This window comes from Tenacibaculum aquaeponti (genome assembly GCF_057221555.1).
In genome coordinates, this window is sequence record NZ_CM170147.1 from 355151 (window position 1) to 375182 (window position 20032).

The following is a 20032-nucleotide window of genomic DNA, read 5'->3' on the forward strand; positions in this document are numbered from 1 at the left end:
ATGCAACAAGATCATCAAATATTTGATTTAATTCAAGAAGAGAAAGAACGTCAACTTAATGGTTTAGAGTTGATTGCTTCTGAAAATTTTGTAAGTGAGCAAGTAATGAAAGCTCAAGGATCTGTACTAACTAATAAATATGCAGAAGGATATCCAGGTAAGCGTTACTATGGAGGATGTGAAGTAGTAGATGTAGTTGAGCAGATTGCAATTGATAGAGCAAAAGAGCTTTTTGGAGCTGAATATGTAAATGTACAACCTCACTCAGGAAGTCAGGCAAATACAGCTGTTTTTGCTGCATGTTTACAACCTGGAGATACTATTTTAGGATTTGATTTATCACACGGAGGACATTTAACTCACGGATCACCTGTAAACTTCTCAGGAAAACTTTATAATCCAGTTTTTTATGGAGTTGATAAAGAAACTGGTTTGTTAGATTATGATCATATCGAAAGTCAAGCAAAAGAACATAAGCCAAAGTTAATAATTGCTGGAGCATCTGCTTACTCAAGAGATATGGATTTTAAACGTTTCCGTGAAATTGCAGATAGCGTTGGAGCTATTTTAATGGCCGATATTTCTCACCCTTCTGGATTAATTGCTAAAGGTATTTTAAATGATCCGTTACCTCACTGTCATATTGTAACTACTACAACTCATAAAACATTACGTGGGCCAAGAGGTGGTATGATTATGATTGGTAAAGATTTCGAAAATCCATTTGGTTTAAAATTAAAAAGTGGAAAATTAAAGAAAATGTCTACTTTAATAAACAGTGCAGTTTTCCCAGGAAACCAAGGAGGACCGTTAGAGCATGTAATTGCTGCTAAAGCAGTTGCTTTCGGAGAAGCTTTAACTGATGAATTCTTAGAGTATCAAATTCAAGTTAGAGCAAATGCTCAAGCAATGGCTGCTGCATTTGTAGAGAAAGGATATCATATTATTTCTGGAGGAACAGATAATCATATGATGTTAATTGACCTTAGAAATAAAGGAATTACGGGTAAAGATGCTGAATTAGCTTTAGGTAAAGCAGAAATTACAGTAAATAAAAATATGGTTCCATTTGATACAGAATCTCCATTTGTCACTTCAGGAATTAGAATTGGAACACCAGCGATTACAACAAGAGGTTTAGTTGAAGAAGATATGCTTATTGTTGTTGATTTAATCGACGAAGCTATACAAAATGCTGATAATGATGAAAAATTACATGAAATAGGTGAAAAGGTACAGGATTTAATGCACCATAGAAGATTATTTGTAATGTAATTTGTATGTAACATATATAATTAAAAAACGGTTGTTATTTAAAACAACCGTTTTTATTTGGGGATTATTAATAACTACTGAAAAGAGTTAATTTTTAATTATTTTCATAGGTCTTGTAATATGTACATTATTTAAAGTAGTAGTGATAATGTAAATTCCTTTTAACCCAAAATCATTACTGTTTAATTGAATTGTATGATTTCCAGCTTTATTTGTTTTCTCATAAACTGTTTTAGATTGTCCTAATAAATTCATTACAGATACTTTTAAAACACCTTTTTGAGTTGTTGTAATAAATAAGTTTCCATTCTGATTAATTGGATTAGGAGCTATTCTTACAGAGTTTTCTGTTGTTAAATCAGAATTATTATTTACTGATATTTGTCTTGAAGAAACACATCCACTAGGACATGAATTAGACCAAACTCCTGTAGCTTTTCCATTAGAACTTCCAGTAATTCTAAACCATCCTGAAGTTCCTCTATTTAAGTCTACAGTTTGCTGACCATTTCCATTGTTAAAAACAACTCCAACATTATTTACAGAAACATTACTAGGTAATGTAAATGAAGTTGAAGACCAAGAAGTACTAGCTTGATTTTGCATTGTTCTACCTGGCCAAGCAGGAGTTCCAGCTAAAGTAGAATTTGTATTCGTGTTATATAAATATACATTTACAGTATTTCCCCAAGAAGATGTTCTTAAAAAGTTTAATGTAACATTATTATTACTTGGAGGTGGTGGAGTAGCACCATCACAGTCAGACGGACACGCATTTGTCCATGTGCCATTGTCATACCAACCAGTTGAGCTTCTTGTTAAATCATCAGTTTGGTTATTTCCATCATTAAAAATTACACGAACATTATTTAACGAAGTTCCAGAAGGAATAGCAACTTCGTAAGAAAACCAAGGTGTTCCAGAAATGTTAGTTGTTGCCTGTCCTGGCCAACCTGCGGTTCCAGAAATTGTAGTATTAGAACCAGCATCAAAGAAATAAGCGTTTACACCATTTTCCCAACCATTTGGTTTTTTAAAGTTAACAATAAATCTAGTATTAGTTGTCGGTGGATTTGTACTTCCACTGCAATCAGACGGACATGTATTAGACCATGTTCCATTATCATACCAACCATTAGTACTTCTGCTTAAATTATCAGTTTGACTAGTTCCATCATTAAAAATCACTCTAATATTTTCAGCAGCAACACCAGAAGATGGGTTAACTTGTAATGAATACCATGGAGTTCCATTAATATTAGTAGCTGATTGTCCTGGCCAACCTGTAGTTCCCGGAATAATAGCATTTGTAGAAGTATCAAATAAATATACATTTACATTATTTCCCCAACCACTAGGTTTTTTAAAGTTTACAGTAAAAGGATCAACTTGAGCTGGAGGAGGAGGAGGCGTAACAATTCCACCTTTTGTCCAAACTGCATAATCTGTTCCAGAAGTACGCAAAGTCCAACCTGAACCTTGAGGAGACCAATTACCACCACCAAGTTTCATTGCAATCGTTCCATTTCTTCCATCAATGTAAGCTGCATAAACATCGTTTCTTGCTTCAGCAATATTAATAGACGAACTCGCAAAAATTCTTACATCTTTTCTAATTGCTATCAAATCTTTGATTGCCTGTCTTACGCCATTTCCAGCATCAAAATAATGTGTCCAGAAAATCATAGGATTACCTGGGTGAGTTAGAATGTAAGCATATCCCTTTCTTAAGTTTGTTTCACCACCAGGGAAAACATAGTTAGAACCACAACATTGTTGTGCAAAACCAGTATCGTGATTATCTAAGAACGTTACCGATTTTCCTGGATTAATACCAATCATTCCAGATGGTCTTCCTTGTCCATCTCTTAGGTATGACATATTGTTGTCTCTAATAGCATCTTGTAAAGTAACTTTAGTATTAAAGTCAAATGCAGAAGAAGACTGTTGTGTAAAGTTTACCCAGTTATTTGTTTGAACTCTACTACTTTCTAATAACTCTCCTACAGCAAAGTAAGGCTGTGTAGCATCATTATATTCTTTGTTATATATTGGATCATATCCATGAACAAAATCATATCTCCAACCGTCGAATCCTAAATCATTCTTTAAGAAATTCATCCAGTTTTTTATCTCTTGTCTTACAGCTGGATTTCTATGATCTAAATCTCTAGCAGGACCATAAGTTCCGTTTGAACCATCAGCTTTTAAAGCTGTACCAGGAAAGTAATCTGAATTAATACTAAACTCTACAGGAAAGTTAACAAAGTTTCTTCCTTCATCATCGGCAGTAATAAATGTTGTTGGCCAAGCAGGATTTGTGAAAGTAACTGCGTCACTAGTACCAACTCTATGGTTAATTACAATATCTCCAATAATTTTCATTCCTAAATTATGATATTGATTAATTAAGTCTCTTAATTGAGCTTCTGTACCATAAGCACTATTAAAATTATATAATTCTCTTGGTAAATATCCTTGTGGAGCTGCAGAGTCACTCACTGGAGGTAACCAAATTAAATCGACACCAGCACTACTTATTTCTGCACTATTTTGAGTGACAACATTAAACCATGTTTGTCCAGCAGGTTGGTTTTGAACATTCCAATCGAAAGCTTGAAACATTACATCTTCGTCTTGTGCTTGTATATTCCATGCTAAAGAGAATATTAAAATAATTTGTAATAATTTTAGAGTTCGTTTCATTGTGTTATTTGAGTTTATTTGAAAGGTTATAATAGGATAGTTGTTCTTAAAAAACATTTTAAATTGTTTATTTTGATAATGTTTTTAAGAAAAAAGTGAAATTATTATCACTTTAAAACGAATTTATTGTGAAATAGTCAATCAAAAAAAAGGAAAGGAAAACTAAATCGATTTCGTGTTAATAAATAAATCGATTTTCTACGAAATGATTATCAATAATTAAATTTTAGTTGATTAAAACTTGTTTTTATGTATTACGATATCGTTGTCGTTTTGTAAGATTATAATGAAGTGAATTGATTGTTAAGTTATTTTTATTTTTTGTTTAAGCAATACTAATTTATTCTCATTACAACTGCTGATTTGCAAATATGTTTTTTCTTGATCTGGAAAAGTATGAATCGCTAAATGACTTTCAGCTAATAACCAAACAGCAGTGTATCCTTTAATAGGAAAATTATGTTCTATGAAGTTAACAATGTTAAATCCCGAATCGATTAATAACCTTTCTAATTTGTGTTTTAATTGATCAGTATTAGTGGTAGATAACCAAGTATCAAAGTGGAACATTTCTGCCTTTAAAGCAATGTATTTTTCGTTATTTTTTTTCATAATTAATAAATGTCCCAGTTTCCTTTGTTATAATATTCGTAAAGTACTGGATTACTAATCTGATTGATTTCTATTGAATCTAATTTTTTCTTTTTAAAAAAGTCTTTTCCGAAGGAAGTAATTAATTGCATGGCTTCTTTATTTAACCATTTTGTTGTAATTACTTTCGTATCTAATTGATTCAATTTAGCCATCATTTCTTGTTTAGAAAGTTGATTTTTAGTTCCTAAAATCCAACCCCATTCTCCCATAGAAAGTACCTGATTATGTAATGCTAAAACACTATAATTGGCTTTTTCCATAGTCTTTTCTATACATTTATATGCATAAGGAGTATAATAAGGACTACCAGCTTGAGTAATTAAACCACCATTTGGAGTTAGCTTTAATCGACACAGTTCATAAAATTCTTTAGAATACAAACGAGCTAATTCTACATTTCTAGGATCAGGAAGATCGATAAGAATTAAATCGAAAAACTCTTTGGTATCCGTAACATATTTAAATCCATCTTGATTAACAATACGAACTTTTTCATTTGTTAGAGACTTTTCATTAATAGCTACCAATTCTGATTCATTAATAAAAAGATCGGTTAGTTTTTTATCTAAATCGACAAGAGTTATTTGTTCTAAAGAAGGATATTTTAATAATTCCCTAGCAGCACAACCATCACCACCACCAAGAATCAAAACTTTCTTAGGTTTGTCTAAAATATGCATTACAGGATGCACTAGAACCTCATGGTACATAGGTTCATCAAAAGTAGAAAACTGTAAATTATCATTTAAATATAACCAGTAATCATTTTTCCATTTGGTAACCACAATTTTCTGATAAATAGATTGCTCTTGGAAAACAATTTTATCTTTATACTTACTTTGTTCTCCATGTAAAATGATTTTTCCAGCAAAAATATTTCCGATAATTAATATGGTAACCAATACTCCTGCAAAAGAGAATAGCATGTTTTTCTCTTGCTTATTCAATTTATTTTTAAAAAATATAAGTAGAAGAATGGCTACAAAAAGATTAATAAAACCTAAGATAAAAGGCGTATGAGTTAGCCCTAAATAAGGAAGACCAATAAACACAAAAAATAATCCACCAATTAGACTTCCGTAATAATCTTTTTCTAAAATATTAGCTACGTTTAGTTTTAGTGATTGAAAATCGTTGTTTAATCGCATTGCCAAAGGAAGTTCCATACCAATTAACATTCCTGTTAAAATAGCCATTGAGTAAATGTAAATAGATACATATTCTAATTGAGTAGCTAGATAATAGGTTGTAACTGCCGAGAAAGAAACTAATAAGGAAAGAGCGAATTCTGTAAAAATGAAAAGTTTAAATACATTTCCATCAAAAGATTTCGTAATTCGACTACCTAATCCCATGCTAAATAGCATCAAAGAAATTACAATAGACCACTGCTTAACAGAATCTCCAATAAAATAAGTAGATAACGTGGCGAAACAATATTCAGCAACTATACCCGATAATCCTGTTGCAAACAAGGCAAGAAATAAAATTCTTCTTTTAACTTTTATGGATGCCATTTACATACAATAACTTATAATGATAGCACTACCGATATAAGCAAAAGCTTCTATTAAAGCAGCTCCTTTATTCGGAATTTCTTGATGTACAATTTCATCAGTTAGATTACTCTTAGGTAGTATTATTTTTTCAACAAAAATTCTAGATAATGGAAGTAAAATAATAGCTAAACCTAAATGATATGCAATATCTTCTAAAGCTATTTCCCATGATTCTATATCACCTCTAGAAGCAAATGAATATAAGAAAGAAACTGCCACAAAAATACTAGCATATACTATTCCTACAGCATTATTATCTTTTTGAATTTCTTTGATAAAATCGTATTTCACAAACTTGCGATATACTTTTAAAAATATGTATAAGATAACTTGACCTAATAACCAGAAGAATAATAAACTTAAAAAGTCAGATAAATAATGTCCTATTTCTCCGTGATCTGGAAATAAATTGATGTTTCTACCAGAAATAGCACCATAAATGATTAATCCTGCTCCAATAAAATTAGCAGCTTCCATAAAACCAGTTCCTAAATTTTCATCTTTTATAATTTCTTTATAAAATCGGAACTTTTTTCCAAAAACTATTTTTTCATTAATAATAGAAGTAAGAATCAATAGTAAATTCCCGAAGAAAGAATAGAATAAGATTAAAATTATATCTTTTATTAATCCGTGTGATTCACCATGCAGAACGCCAACAAAAATGGTTAAAGTAGCAATAAAATAACCCGTAGCAGTTACAGCAAATGCTACATTATCTTTTATGGTTAATTCGCTTTCAATGTCTATTTTTCTATTTTTTAATTTAAAAAACAGTTTAGCAATAATAAACGAGGCATAAAATAGCGTTACATACGTTACGGTTTTAGTAAGCCAAATAAGTGTATTTTCTTCCATAATTTTCTATTTACCAAATCCTCTTGAGCTTCTACCTCTGTAGTAATTGTTTGTATTTCTATAAACTTTCGTAGAGTCATTATAATCTCTGTTACTATTCCAAGAATTATTATTTGAGCATTTTCCAAGCATTAATGTCATTAAAATAAAAGCTCCAAAGATTAGGCCTACAAAATATCGACTGATAAAACTTCCTAAAGAACTAGTATCAACAAAAGTTTTTCTTTCTTGAATATTTTTGATTTCAGTTTTAGAAATCAATTTCCCAGTACAAATTTCAATTTCATCATCCCATAATTGAATAGAGAAAAATTTTGTATCGTCTGTGTTGGTATAATCTAAAGAATTTACTCTTTCCGATTCGTAATCATAATAACAAGTTCCATCGCAACGCTCATCAAAATCATACGCTACGCTTTTGTAATTGAATTTCTTAGGAAATTTTGCATTATTGATAGAAACATAATCTGTTTCAGTTTTTGTAATTTGAGATAAGAAATGATCTATGCTATATAGTTTTTCCCAAAACGTATATTTAGGCGATTCTTTTCTAACATATTCGATCATTAAATATCGAATAATACCGTTTTTATCTTTTACTTTATATTCTGTTGTATTAGAACCATCATCCCAATTAATCTTATATATATCAACAACTTTCCAGGTCTGAGTTTTATAATTGAATAAGTATCCTTTTTTTAACTCTTGCATTTACACTTCAATTTTTGATTAATTATCGTCATTTGCTCTTTCAATAATACTTTCTGGAAGTGCTTTTTTAGCTTTAGCTCCCATTTTTTTAAGTTTTTCTACACTGGTAATTAAGTTTCCTCTTCCATCAACTAATTTATTCATAGCTGCACTATAATCACTTTTGGTTGCATCTATTTTCTTTCCTATATTAATTAAATCTTTTAAAAGACCTTCAAATTTATCATATAAGGCTCCAGCTTGACGAGCAATTTCTATAGCATTACGCTGTTGCTTTTCATTATTCCACATCGTATCGATTGTTCGTAAAGTAGCTAATAAAGTAGTAGGAGTTACAATTACAATATTTCTTTCAAAAGCTTTATTGTATAACGTATTGTCTTCATTTAAAGCTACAGCAAAAGCAGGTTCTATAGGAACGAAAAGTAACACGAAATCTGGAGATTCTATTTTGTAAATATCTTCATATTTCTTTTCAGAAAGTTGTTCAACGTGTCTTTTTAAAGAAATTAAATGTTCTTTTAAGAAGGTTGCTTTTTCTGTGTCATCATCAGAATTTACAAACTTCTCGTAAGCAGTTAACGACACTTTACTATCGATAACCATTTTTTTATTATCAGGTAAATGAATTACAACATCAGGTAAAATACGTTTTCCTTCTTCATTTGTAAACGATTGTTGTACAAAATACTCTCTATCTTTTTCTAAACCAGATTTTTCTAAAACACGTTCTAAAACTAATTCTCCCCAATTTCCTTGAGTTTTACTATCACCTTTTAAAGCTCTAGTTAAGTTTAAAGTTTCTTTGCTCATTTGAGCATTTAATTCTCTTAAACCAAGAATTTGTTGACGTAAAGCAGAGTGGTAATCAATACTTTCCTTATGAGTTTTATCTACTTTATCCTCAAAATCTTTAATTTTCTTTTCTAAAGGATTTAAAATGTTTTGAATATTCTCCTTATTCTGAACAGTAAATTTATTCGACTTTTCTTCTAAAATTTTATTCGCTAAGTTTTCGAATTCTTTTGTGAATTTTTCTTGTAATCCTTCTAATTCACCTTTTTGTTCAGTAAGCTTATGTTGTAAGTTTTTTAGATCAACATCTTGACGCGTATTGACTTTTATTAAACTTTCTTTTTCTGTTTGTAAAAACTTTAATTCATTTTTTAATTCTTCTACATTTTTTTCAGAAGAAAATTTATATTCAGTTAAAGATTGATTTCTTTCTTTTAAAGTATCTTTTTCTGTTTGAATAGTTTTTAATTCTTCCTTTAGAATTACTATATTATTTTCAGCAGTAGTTTTTTGCTCCAAAAGCATTGAATTTCGTTCCTGAAGACTAGAATTGTCTTTTTCTAGAACAGAAGCTTTACTTTTTTGAATGATAAAACCTACCAAAAAACCTATGATAATTCCTACAAAACCAGTTGCTAAAATGTATAATAACTGTTCGCTCATTTATATAAAAAATTAAAACGGTAAATTTACCACTTTAACATGAATTAATGATACAAGCAATTTCTAAATTTATTTTCACCAAAATATTAGGTTGGAAAGTAACAGGTAGTTTTCCTAAAGATTTAAAAAAATACATAGTTATTGGTGCTCCCCATACAAGTTGGAAAGATTTTCATATTGCTATTTTAGCTAGAAATACCGTTGGAGTTAAAATTAATTATATAGCAAAAGCGTCTTTATTTAAACCTCCTTTTGGATTTATTTTTAGAAAACTTGGTGGTACTCCAGTTAATAGAACAAAGAGTAGTAATTTGGTAGATAGTATTGTGTCTATTTTTGAAGAGAAAGAAGAATTTAGATTAGCACTTTCTCCAGAAGGAACTAGACAATTTACTGAGAAATGGAAAACTGGATTTTATTATATAGCGAAAGGTGCAAATGTACCTATAGTAATGTTTGCTTTTGATTTTGGAAACAAACAAATAAAAGTTGCAGAACCTTATTATTTAACAGATGATAAAGAAAACGATTTTAATCATTTTCTAAATTTTTATAAAGATATTGTTCCTGCTAAACCAGAACTCTTTAATAATAAAAAGCTGCTTTAAAAAGCAGCTTTCTTTATGTATTATCCTTTGTAAAATGGCAGTTTAACCACTTTTGCTGGAATTTGTTTCTTTCTAATTTGTATTAATATATCAGAATCTACTTTAGAGTTTTCAATAGTGACATATCCTAAACCAATTCCTTTACCTAAACTCGGACTCATAGTACCGGAAGTTACTTCTCCGATTACTTCTCCGTTTGTATTTACGATTTCATAATCTTTACGAGGAATACCACGTTCATTCATTTCAAAAGCCACTAATTTTCTTGAAACACCGTTTTCTTTTTGAGCTTTTAAGGCTTCAGCATTCACAAAATCCTTAGAGAATTTTGTAATCCAACTTAAACCAGCTTCAATAGGAGAGGTAGTATCTGTAATATCATTTCCATATAAACAATATCCCATTTCTAAACGTAAAGTATCTCGAGCTGCTAATCCAACAGGTTTAATGCCCCAGTCAGCACCAGCTTCAAACACTTTTTTCCATAAAGCTTCTACATCTTCATTTTTTACATAAACTTCAAAACCGCCAGACCCTGTATATCCTGTGGCAGATACCACCACGTTTGGAATACCTGCAAAATCGGTGATTTCAAATGTGTAAAATTTAATGGTTGATAAATCTACTTTAGTTAAAGATTGCATAGCTTCTGCAGCCTTTGGACCTTGAATAGCTAATAAAGACCAGTTTTCAGATCTATCTTCCATATCAACATTTAAATCGTTATGTTGAGAAATCCAGTTCCAATCTTTTTCAATATTAGATGCATTTACAACTAGCATATACTCGTTTTCTTTTATCATGTAAATGATTAAATCATCTACAATACCACCTGTATTATTAGGCATACAAGTATATTGAGCTTTTCCAGGAACTAACTTTGAAGCATCGTTGGTTGTAATTTTTTGAATTAAAGCTAAAGCGTTTTCTCCTTTTAGAAAAAACTCTCCCATATGACTTACATCAAAAACACCAACACCATTTCTAACCGTTTCATGTTCAATATTTACACCTTCGTATTGCACCGGCATGTTATATCCAGCAAATGGGACCATTTTTGCACCAAGAGCTTCATGTACGTGTGTTAACGCAGTATTTTTCATTTGAATTGTTTGTTTTTTAGATGATTCAAAAATATTGAATCCTTTTTAAAGACTATAATCTTTTTAAATAATCTCTTAATTTTTTATGTAAATTTTATTATTAAGTTTAACAAAGAGGTATGTTGTTATAAATACAATATATTCGCGAATACAAAATGTTTAAAATTATGGTTAGAGAAAAAAGTAGCTTTTTATTTGTGATTATATGTTTAATAAATATAAATGTAAAAGCGCAAGAAGGTTTATTTGTTCATAAACATAAATTTACTAAGCAAGATACTTTAAGAGGAACTATTACACCTGAAAGAGCTTGGTGGGATTTAACATATTATCATTTAGATGTTACTGTAAATCCAGAGGAAAAATTTATTAAAGGGAAAAACGAAATTCGATATAAAGTTTTAAATTCATTTCAAACATTACAAGTTGATTTACAACCGCCTTTAAAAATCACGAAAATTACTCAAGATGGAAAAGAATTAAAATTTTCTTCAGATATAAATGCACATTTTGTAAACTTAAAAAAGAAGCAAAAGAAGGGAAGTCAAAATTCAATTACTGTTTATTATGAAGGAAATCCTAAAGCTGCAAAAAATGCACCTTGGGATGGTGGTTTTTCATGGAAGAAAGACGGTAATGGAAATCATTTTATAGCAACTTCTTGTCAAGGTTTAGGAGCTAGTGTATGGTGGCCAAATAAAGATCATATGTACGATGAAGTTGATAGTATGGCTATAAGTGTTAGAGTACCAAAAGATTTAACAGGAGTTGCTAATGGAAGATTACAAAAAATAGAAAAGCATAATGATAACACTACTAGTTATCATTGGTTTGTGAAAAATCCAATTAATAATTATGGCGTAAATGTTAATATTGGTGATTATGTTAATTTTTCTGAAAAATATAATGGAGAAGGAGGAGAGCTAGATATGAATTATTATGTTTTAAAAGACAATTTATCTGAGGCTAAAGAACATTTTAAAGACGCTCCTAAAATGATGAAAGCTTTTGAATATTGGTTTGGAAAATATCCTTTTTATGAAGATAGTTTTAAATTAGTTGAAGTGCCTTATTTAGGTATGGAACATCAAAGCTCTGTTACCTATGGGAATAAATATTTAAAAGGCTATTTAGGAAATGATTTATCTGGAACTGGTTGGGGATTAAAATTTGATTTTATTATTATTCATGAAGCTGGTCATGAGTGGTTCGCAAATAATATTACAAATAAGGATATTGCTGATATGTGGATACATGAAAGTTTTACAGCATATTCAGAAAGTTTATTTTTAGAGTATTATTATGGTAAAAAAGCAGGTTCGGAATATGTAATTGGAACAAGAAGAAATATTGCTAATGATAAGCCTATAATTGGAGTATATAATGTGAATCATGAAGGATCTGGAGATATGTATTATAAAGGCTCAAATATGCTTAATACTATAAGAACAATAATAAATGATGATGAAAAATGGAGAATTATTTTAAGAGGTTTAAATGAAACATTTTTTCATAAAACAGTAACTACTGAAGAAATAGAGAATTATATTAGTACAATGGCAGGAGTTGACCTTTCAAAAGTTTTTGATCAATACCTTAGAACAGTTAAAATTCCTGTTTTAGAAAATAAAATTGAAAATGGTAAATTGTATTATAAATGGAATAATGTAGTTAAAGGATTTAATATGCCTTTAAGAGTGAAATTTAAAACCGAAGAAATTGTTTTAAAACCCACTGAATTATGGCAAGAAATTAAAATTAATTCTGATAGAGTTTTTATAAATGAGAACTATTATATTAATCAAGAAAAAAAGTAGTGTTTAGTTGTTTTTTATTTATTAATCAAATAGTTATATAGATCAACTAAAAATCAAAAGTTATGTACTATATTTATATTAATTTTTTGTTTTTATAACTAGTTAACCTCAATTTTAACATAAACATTTTCATCTATATGAAAAAAGTGATCTGCATATTTTTATTATTATGTATAAATTTAGCATCATTTTCTCAAACTGATTCTGATTACGAAAAATTAGTTGAAAAAGTTACCAAATTCATTAATAGTCAAGATTTTAAAAGTGTTTATGAATTGTTTTCTGACAATTTAAAAAAAGAAAATAGTTTTGAAAGTCTAAGAAAGACTATTCTTAATCATCAAAAAGAACTTGGGAAAATTACTTCTACAGAGTTTTGGATGGAAGGTGAATTAGGTAATTGTTATTTATTAGAATTTGAACAGGCTACTATGGTTTTAATAGTAAAGTTACTACCAGAAAATAAAATATCAGTTTTCAATATTGAAGAGTATTAAATAACTAAAAACAAGTGTTTATAATTTAACTCTGAAACTAATATTTGGAGTAAAGCCTAAAGAAATATTATCAATTTTAGATAAATTTCCGTTTTCTATATCATAGTAGGTATTTAATACATTTTTTCTATCTAAAATATTCCACATTGATAAACCAGTACTAGCATGTGATTTCCATATTTTAAAGTTGTAGTTTATAGAAGCATCTAATCTGAAGTAATTGGGTAATCTGCTACTATTAGGATCTTCATAATTAATACTACTTCCTGTTGAACTTACCCCATTAGGTTCTGTAAAAGGTCTACCTGAATGCCAATTAAAGCCAAGCGCAAAATCTATATTTTTATAACTATATGTCCCATCTAAACTAATTACACTTCTAATATCTACATTATTTGGAAAGCTTTTTGATTCATTTAAATTCTCGAAAATATAATCGTTTTTACTGTAACTGTAACTTAACCATGTTTTTAAGTTCTTAAGTTTTTTATGAATCAATAAGTCTACACCTTTAACCTCATAATTTCCAATGTCATTAATTAATTGAAATTGATTTTGAAATCCTTGACTTCTACTACTTATATTATTAACTTTTTTATAATAAGTTTCTATACTAATTAACCATTTGTTTTTTTCGTAAAATAAACCTAATCCAAGTTGCTGACTTGTAAGTATAGGAGTATTTTCATTAGCTAATACCCATCTTCTTTTTTCTATTCCTAAAAAATCATTTTGTAAATCAATTATTTGTGATGTTCCTTGACTTTTGAAATCTGTTGTAAACTCAAATTTAAAATTTTCATGAAATTTATAGTTAAAAGCTAATCTAGGTTCAAATGAAAATCGCTTAAATTTTTCAAAATAACTTATCCTTAATCCTCCTTTTAAATAAAAATTATCACTAGAGTAATTTAGTTGCGTGTATAATGAGTGTGTTATTAATACTTGCTTAATAAAGCGTCTGAAAAAAGGATCATCAATTTTTTCTAAATTACTTATAGCTATTTGAGAAAAGTGATATCCGTTAGACCAAGTTGTATTTGGAGATATAATTAATTCTGTATCAAATTTATACCCATTATCTTGAATTTCGTTTTCTTGAGTGAAGTTTTGTTTATCTATAATATTAGCATTGGTAGAAGATAAGTTATAAAAAGAAAAATAAGCTTGAGCAGTAAGTTTAAAACGATCGTTTAAATCTCCAACATAAGTTATTCCAGTGCTTATATTGTTCTGATTAAGTTCACTTTTTAGCTCTTCATCTCTCAAAGAGTTAATCAAAGATTCGTTATAGGTTAAGTCATTTTCTATATTTAATAGTACAAATCTAAGTTGATGATTCTCTTTTATATCCCATATTAATTTACCGTAAAAGTCATGAAATTTAAAATTTTCATCTTTTGTAATAATACTGCTATCATCGGAAATCAGTTGTAAGTCAGAATTTTGAAATGCTCTTTGGAAATATTGATCAAAAGTAGGTGTGTTTAAGAAATCTGTGGTAGATCTTCTTGCTGCAATCTGTAATTCTAAATTCTTTTTCATAGGTATAGTACTCAAAATATCTAGATTAAGTAAATTCATACCGAAGCCTAATTCAAATTTATTTGTAATTTTATTAGGTAACTTCATATCTATGATACTAGATGTACTTTCACCGTATTTAGCACTACTTCCTGTTTTTGATAAAGTTATATTGTATTTAAGATTAGGATTAAAGGCAGAAATTAAACCAAAAAAATGACCAGATTGGTACATACGAATACCATCAAAAAGAATTAAATTTTGATCATGTGTACCACCTCTAATATTTAAATTTGAAATAGATTCATCTGAACTTACTACACCAGGAAAAGCATTTATTGCTTGTAAAACATCTGGTTCAATAAGTCCTGGTAAAATTCCTAGCTTATCTGTTTTAACACTAATTGATCCATCATTGTTTTTTGAAATCCCTGAGGTTAAATAGCCTTGAACAGAAATTTCTTCTAAATTTTCAAATAAAATATTTTCTGTGTTTTTAGTTTTAATGATAATAAAACGATCATTTAAAATTTTAAATTCTAACTTTGTTTTATCTTCTAAGAAAAATAAAATTTTATCTAAACTTAAAGAACTATTTGTCGGAGGTGATATATAAATCTCCTCAATTGTCTTATCAGCATAAGAAAAACTTATATTAAATTTTCGTTCAGTTTTTTTTAAAAATTTAACAAGAGGTATTTCATTTTCATTTTGACCTAAAGAAATGAAAATGTTAAGATTAAATATTAATAGAACAAAAAAAAACTTATTGAGGATTCTCACGCTTTAAAATAATTTCATCTCCTCGGATTGTGTAACTTAAATTTAAAGGTAAAGTTATTGAATTTAAAGCTAAATTCAAGTCTTTATGGTTAAATTTACCAGTAAATAATTGTTGAGTGTTGATATTATTTATTGTGAAATTGACTTTATATTGTCTTTCAAATTCTTTAATTACTTCTAAAAAAGGCTCACTAACAAATTCACTTTCATTGTTAATCCAAGAAGGAGAAATATTTCCTGTTTCTTTTTCTATAAATCGCCCAAATTTAAAAGAATCTCCTGGTGATAATTTTACTATTTTGTTTTTGTATTCTACACTTACAAGACCTTCATAACAAACAACCTGAAAGATGCTATCCCTAGTTTTTATATTAAATTCTGTTCCTAATACAGTCACATTACCTTGTTCTGTAATTACTTTAAAAGTAGAACCTTTGGCTACCTTAAAAAATGCTTCACCTTTTAAAATAACTTCTCTCTTTTTATCCCAAGAATTTTTATTGTAATTAATTGAACTTACTGCGTTTAATTTTACTGTAGAAGCATCGGGTAAAGATGTTGTAATTTTGTTAGCATAGCCTGTTTCAACTTTAGTAATATTGTCTTTGTTGAATAAAAAATAATAAGCTCCTAAGGTAATTACAAAAAGAGCTGCAATTTTAGTTAGTACACTAAAAATATTTAAACTGTTTTTTTTCTTTTTAGAAATAATGTTGTTTAAAATTTGTTGTTGATTAACATTATGTTCTGCCTTAAATTTCTTAAGACTTTCAGAAATATACATCAGTTCATCATAATCTTCAATAGACTTAAAGCTTTCAAGTTCTTGAGGATTAAGATCGTGATCTAACCATTTTTTTATTAATTCTGTTTTTTCCATATCTATCTACAATACTATAACAAGTAGAGAATAAAAATTCCTACCCCAAAAAGATTATAATCCATCAATATCTTCTCTTAATTTTTTTAATGCACCGTAAATTCTTTTTTCAACAGCTTTTACTGAAATACCTAAAATTTCTGCAATTTCTTTAAATCTTTTTCCTTCTATACGATTTAGTAAAAAAGCAACCCTTTGAGATTCAGTTAGATTGCTAATTGCGTTTTGAATTTTATTCATGTATTCCTTTTCTTCTAAAACGAAATCAGGTGATTCATTAGTAGATTTTTTTTGGGGGATTTCAGCGTACTTTAATTTTACTTTTTCGTGGTTAACTTGATTTAACATCAAATTATTTGCAGTAGTGTATAAAAAGCTTTTTGCTTTATCTGGTGTGATACGATGGCAATTTTGCCAAACTTTTAAAAAAGCTTCTTGAACTTTATCTTCAGGATTTAGTTTTTCACCAAATTTATAGTATAAAAAATTATATAAATCTTTAAAATGCTTATTAAAAAAAGAAGAGAAAAGATTTTCGTTACAAATATTTTTATGTATTGGTTTTTCCATTAAGCAACAGCCATAATTTTTTTGTAATTTATAAAAAAACGATTACGAAGGTAGGATTTTTTTTTAGTTTGTTGTTATAATAATGAGCAAACAAAAATTACGAGGTTGATTTTTAATAGTTAACAACGCTTTGTATAATTTTTTTATGAAATCAAACTTATTTTTATTTTATTGAAACATTAATCCTTAATTTTGAGTTTGCTTTTTTAATTTAAGTTTTTGTAAGTTGTTGAATATTAATTTTATTATGAGTGTCAAGCGTAATCAGTTTTTAGCTTTTTTTTTGCTAGTTGTTATAACGTTAATACTATTTTCCTGTCAAAAAGAAGTTATAGAAATATCTAGTTCTCAAGAAGAAGAAATAAAGTTAACTACAAATTCTACTTTAACAACTTTAATTACTCAAACTGTAACTAATGATGGTTCAATAGATAATATAATAGATCAAGCTAATTGTTTAGAAGTCAAATTACCTGTTTTTGTTGTAGTAAATGGAACTGGAGTCGAGATTAATTCAATAGAAGATTATCAAGTAATTGAAGAAATTTTTGATAGATTTAATGACGATATTGATAGAATTGATATTCAATATCCAATAAAAATTGTTACAAATGAATTCACTGAAATAGAAATAGATAATGAAAATGAATTAAAGGAATTAGTTAGCACATGTAAAGGTGAAAATGAAAAAGATGATGATATAGAATGTATTGATTTTGTATACCCAATATCAATTTCTGTTTTCAATACGGATTTTGATATTCTTGATACTAAAACTGTAAATAATGATGCTAACCTTTATGTTTTTTTACAAAACCTTGACGCTTCAACTATTGCAAATATCAAATATCCAATTACTTTAATAAAAGCAGATGATACATTAATTTCAGTTAATAATAATAAAGAATTACAAGAAGCTATTATTGATGCAGCAGATAGTTGTGATGAAGATGATGATTTTAATTACAATGATGATGACCCTGATTATTGCAATGTTGATTTTGTTAAACAGAGTATAGAAAAATGTTTATGGAAAGTTACATCATATGCTAATAATTCATTATTAGAGAATTATAGCTTAAGGTTTAGTAGTGATTTAACTTTTACAATAATTCAAAATGGAACAATTGAAGGATTTGGAGATTGGTCTGTTGATTCTTTAGCTGATGGAAATGTGTTAAAATTATCTTCAACTATAACAAACTTTAATGGTGAATGGATAATAAAAGAATGTGGAGATAAATTTTTAGAGGTAAAATTAAATGATGACATAATGAAAATTGAAAAAATATGTCCAGATTTTACCGAAGATAAAGTAAAAGAAGTTTTGTCAGGTTGTAATTGGGCAATTACAGATTTTATAGATAATGGTAACAATCTGTCTGATCAATATTCCGATTTTAAATTTAAGTTCAAATCAGATGAAACATTTGAAATTACAGACGGAACGGATACATATACAGGCTTATGGAAAGTAGAAACTAATGAGTTTGGAAATGTTACTATTAATATTTCTTCAGTATTTTCTGATATTGTTGATCAGTATTTTGTGGCTAGTTTAGAAAATAGTAATGTATTAATTCAGAGTAATTCTGGAAAAACTATTAAACTTCAAAAGGATTGTAGTACAGCTCCTGATGATATAAGTGTTGATAGATTAAATTTTTTAGTTCTTAATTGTATTTGGAAAATAGCAGATTTAAATAAAGACGGTAATAATTTAACTGCAAATTATACAATGTACAGGTTTAAGTTTTTCCAAGATGGGACTTTTATATTTTATAATGCGTTTGGTGGTGGAGATTATTCAGTAGGTATTTGGAAAGCTGAAAGAACAAATAAAGTTGTATTTTTATTAAGTTCTCAAAACCTAAGTAATGAAATTAAAGGATTCTTCGAGGTTGTTCTTTTGGAAGACGATAAGTTAAATTTATTTGTTGAAGGTATAAATGGAATACATGAAATGAAACTAGAAAGACAGTGTATTTAATTTATTGTACAAAATATTGCTATGGTTTAATTATAGGTTATTATATGTTTTAGATATATTTATTTAAAGTCCATATTAAATATTTTTAATATAGACTTTTTTTAAATATTTGATTTAGGTTAAGTGTTTTTTTTTACCTGTATATCAGTATTTTATATAAATAAATAAGCCTGTATTTTTATACAGGCTTATTTCTTAAGGGGATTATTTAAAATCAGTAACTCTTTAAGGAATTACTTGTCAAATACATCAAATGTACCGTCGTTATACAGTAAAATAATTTTGGTTAAAGTTTTCGGGGGTAGAGTTGATAAGTTATTAATTTTTTCTGACCTATCAAAATTATTTTCTAAAATTGATTCTTTTTTTCTGCTTTCTTCTATTTCTTGATTAAATAAAGAAGTAGATTGTTGTTGTGAAGTAGATTGTTCTTTATTTTTAGGAAAATATCCTTTACCATAAAGCAACCAATCTAAATCGACTTCTTCGAAAGCTTTATCTACTTTCATAATAAAATCTAAACTAGGTTTATTTCTGCCAGAGAGTAGATGTGAAATACTAGATTTAGGAACATCTATTTTTTCAGCAAAATTTGTTGACGTTAGATTATAATGATCTAAAATCAATTTTAAACGATCTATCATTTTACAAACGTAAACTAACATTTAGTGTTTACAAGTGTAAATATAAGTAATCTAAGTTGAATAGCAAAAAATTCCTTGTATTAGATGAGTATAACCAGTATTTACAGCTATAAAATACTTTAATTAACTATGTTTAACTTATTGTATTACAGTTATTTAGATATATACTATAAATTATACTTATAATTGAGTAATAATGCGTTTTTAGGGGTTTAAAATACAAATGTAAACACCTAAAAGTAGTAAATTACCTTAAAAATACATATATTAATAAACCAATATTTGCTATTAGCCATCCTTTTGAGCATAATTAACAACCTAATCAGAGGTTACAATTGTAAAATTATCTAGATCTTAATTAGTTTAACTATGTAAACTATCTATTAGTATACAAT

General features: G+C 28.1%; 16 protein-coding genes. 5 read left to right on the plus strand and 11 right to left on the minus strand.

The genetic code is table 11. The annotated features are described in order from the left end of the window. Nucleotides 1–1275 (plus strand): serine hydroxymethyltransferase, encoded by a 1275-nt coding sequence (gene glyA, locus AC2TEO_RS01680; protein WP_442266447.1) that lies wholly within the window; start codon nt 1–3, stop codon nt 1273–1275. An 87-nt stretch (nt 1276–1362) separates the two neighbouring features. Here glyA and AC2TEO_RS01685 read toward each other — a convergent pair whose 3' ends face one another. The 6 genes from AC2TEO_RS01685 to AC2TEO_RS01710 form a co-directional block, all read right to left on the minus strand. Continuing rightward, a complete protein-coding gene (locus AC2TEO_RS01685; protein ID WP_442266448.1) occupies nt 1363–3981 on the minus strand; it encodes a starch-binding protein in 2619 nt (872 codons plus the stop codon). Nucleotides 3982–4284: 303 nt separating this feature from the next. Further along, the gene (locus tag AC2TEO_RS01690) at nt 4285–4593 is read right to left on the minus strand and encodes an S-adenosylmethionine decarboxylase (protein ID WP_442266449.1); all 309 of its coding nucleotides are present in this window, start codon (nt 4591–4593) and stop codon (nt 4285–4287) included. A gap of 2 nt (nt 4594–4595) precedes the next feature. Next, the gene (locus AC2TEO_RS01695) at nt 4596–6152 is read right to left on the minus strand and encodes a polyamine aminopropyltransferase (RefSeq protein ID WP_442266450.1); all 1557 of its coding nucleotides are present in this window, start codon (nt 6150–6152) and stop codon (nt 4596–4598) included. Further along, nucleotides 6153–7052, minus strand: coding sequence for a DUF350 domain-containing protein (locus tag AC2TEO_RS01700; RefSeq protein ID WP_442266451.1), 900 nt, complete (start codon nt 7050–7052; stop codon nt 6153–6155). A 6-nt stretch (nt 7053–7058) separates the two neighbouring features. Next, nucleotides 7059–7763 carry a DUF4178 domain-containing protein gene (locus tag AC2TEO_RS01705; RefSeq protein WP_442266452.1) on the minus strand — a complete coding sequence of 235 codons (705 nt, stop codon included), beginning with the start codon at nt 7761–7763 and terminating at the stop codon, nt 7059–7061. 18 nt (nt 7764–7781) lie between these two features. After that, nucleotides 7782–9221 (minus strand): DNA recombination protein RmuC, encoded by a 1440-nt coding sequence (locus AC2TEO_RS01710; RefSeq protein ID WP_442266453.1) that lies wholly within the window; start codon nt 9219–9221, stop codon nt 7782–7784. A 50-nt stretch (nt 9222–9271) separates the two neighbouring features. Here AC2TEO_RS01710 and AC2TEO_RS01715 point away from each other — a divergent pair, with 50 nt between their 5' ends. Next, nucleotides 9272–9829: a 1-acyl-sn-glycerol-3-phosphate acyltransferase gene (locus AC2TEO_RS01715; protein WP_442267739.1), complete on the plus strand. Its 558-nt coding sequence runs from the start codon at nt 9272–9274 to the stop codon at nt 9827–9829. A 20-nt stretch (nt 9830–9849) separates the two neighbouring features. Here the strand turns inward: AC2TEO_RS01715 and gcvT are convergent, their stop codons facing one another. Further along, nucleotides 9850–10932 (minus strand): glycine cleavage system aminomethyltransferase GcvT, encoded by a 1083-nt coding sequence (gcvT, locus tag AC2TEO_RS01720; protein WP_442266454.1) that lies wholly within the window; start codon nt 10930–10932, stop codon nt 9850–9852. Nucleotides 10933–11099: 167 nt separating this feature from the next. On the opposite strand from gcvT, the gene AC2TEO_RS01725 reads away from it, so the two are divergent. After that, nucleotides 11100–12749: a M1 family metallopeptidase gene (locus AC2TEO_RS01725; protein WP_442266455.1), complete on the plus strand. Its 1650-nt coding sequence runs from the start codon at nt 11100–11102 to the stop codon at nt 12747–12749. 137 nt (nt 12750–12886) lie between these two features. Further along, nucleotides 12887–13246: a DUF3887 domain-containing protein gene (locus AC2TEO_RS01730; RefSeq protein WP_442266456.1), complete on the plus strand. Its 360-nt coding sequence runs from the start codon at nt 12887–12889 to the stop codon at nt 13244–13246. An 18-nt stretch (nt 13247–13264) separates the two neighbouring features. On the opposite strand, the gene AC2TEO_RS01735 is transcribed toward AC2TEO_RS01730, so the two are convergent. From AC2TEO_RS01735 to AC2TEO_RS01745, 3 genes are read right to left on the minus strand one after another with little or no spacing between them, the layout of a single operon-like run. Next, nucleotides 13265–15553 carry a TonB-dependent receptor plug domain-containing protein gene (locus AC2TEO_RS01735; RefSeq protein ID WP_442266457.1) on the minus strand — a complete coding sequence of 763 codons (2289 nt, stop codon included), beginning with the start codon at nt 15551–15553 and terminating at the stop codon, nt 13265–13267. Beyond that, on the minus strand, nt 15537–16433 hold the full coding sequence (locus AC2TEO_RS01740; RefSeq protein ID WP_442266458.1) for a FecR family protein: 897 nt from the start codon (nt 16431–16433) through the stop codon (nt 15537–15539). Before AC2TEO_RS01740 ends, AC2TEO_RS01735 begins: the two co-directional genes overlap by 17 nt. Before the next feature lie 54 nt (nt 16434–16487). Next, nucleotides 16488–17003 (minus strand): RNA polymerase sigma factor, encoded by a 516-nt coding sequence (locus tag AC2TEO_RS01745; RefSeq protein ID WP_442266459.1) that lies wholly within the window; start codon nt 17001–17003, stop codon nt 16488–16490. A 247-nt stretch (nt 17004–17250) separates the two neighbouring features. Between AC2TEO_RS01745 and AC2TEO_RS01750 the strand changes: the two genes are divergently transcribed. Further along, the gene (locus tag AC2TEO_RS01750) at nt 17251–18993 is read left to right on the plus strand and encodes a hypothetical protein (protein ID WP_442266460.1); all 1743 of its coding nucleotides are present in this window, start codon (nt 17251–17253) and stop codon (nt 18991–18993) included. A gap of 233 nt (nt 18994–19226) precedes the next feature. On the opposite strand, the gene AC2TEO_RS01755 is transcribed toward AC2TEO_RS01750, so the two are convergent. Beyond that, nucleotides 19227–19658: a helix-turn-helix domain-containing protein gene (locus AC2TEO_RS01755; protein WP_484730874.1), complete on the minus strand. Its 432-nt coding sequence runs from the start codon at nt 19656–19658 to the stop codon at nt 19227–19229. Nucleotides 19659–20032 lie beyond the last annotated feature (374 nt).

Coding starts and splice junctions, on each gene's coding strand:
- glyA (WP_442266447.1), top strand. CDS start 1: ATGCAACAAGATCATCAAATATTTGATTTAATTCAAGAAGAGAAAGAA.
- AC2TEO_RS01685 (WP_442266448.1), bottom strand. CDS start 3,981: ATGAAACGAACTCTAAAATTATTACAAATTATTTTAATATTCTCTTTA.
- AC2TEO_RS01690 (WP_442266449.1), bottom strand. CDS start 4,593: ATGAAAAAAAATAACGAAAAATACATTGCTTTAAAGGCAGAAATGTTC.
- AC2TEO_RS01695 (WP_442266450.1), bottom strand. CDS start 6,152: ATGGCATCCATAAAAGTTAAAAGAAGAATTTTATTTCTTGCCTTGTTT.
- AC2TEO_RS01700 (WP_442266451.1), bottom strand. CDS start 7,052: ATGGAAGAAAATACACTTATTTGGCTTACTAAAACCGTAACGTATGTA.
- AC2TEO_RS01705 (WP_442266452.1), bottom strand. CDS start 7,763: ATGCAAGAGTTAAAAAAAGGATACTTATTCAATTATAAAACTCAGACC.
- AC2TEO_RS01710 (WP_442266453.1), bottom strand. CDS start 9,221: ATGAGCGAACAGTTATTATACATTTTAGCAACTGGTTTTGTAGGAATT.
- gcvT (WP_442266454.1), bottom strand. CDS start 10,932: ATGAAAAATACTGCGTTAACACACGTACATGAAGCTCTTGGTGCAAAA.
- AC2TEO_RS01725 (WP_442266455.1), top strand. CDS start 11,100: ATGGTTAGAGAAAAAAGTAGCTTTTTATTTGTGATTATATGTTTAATA.
- AC2TEO_RS01730 (WP_442266456.1), top strand. CDS start 12,887: ATGAAAAAAGTGATCTGCATATTTTTATTATTATGTATAAATTTAGCA.
- AC2TEO_RS01740 (WP_442266458.1), bottom strand. CDS start 16,433: ATGGAAAAAACAGAATTAATAAAAAAATGGTTAGATCACGATCTTAAT.
- AC2TEO_RS01745 (WP_442266459.1), bottom strand. CDS start 17,003: ATGGAAAAACCAATACATAAAAATATTTGTAACGAAAATCTTTTCTCT.
- AC2TEO_RS01750 (WP_442266460.1), top strand. CDS start 17,251: ATGAGTGTCAAGCGTAATCAGTTTTTAGCTTTTTTTTTGCTAGTTGTT.
- AC2TEO_RS01755 (WP_484730874.1), bottom strand. CDS start 19,658: ATGTTAGTTTACGTTTGTAAAATGATAGATCGTTTAAAATTGATTTTA.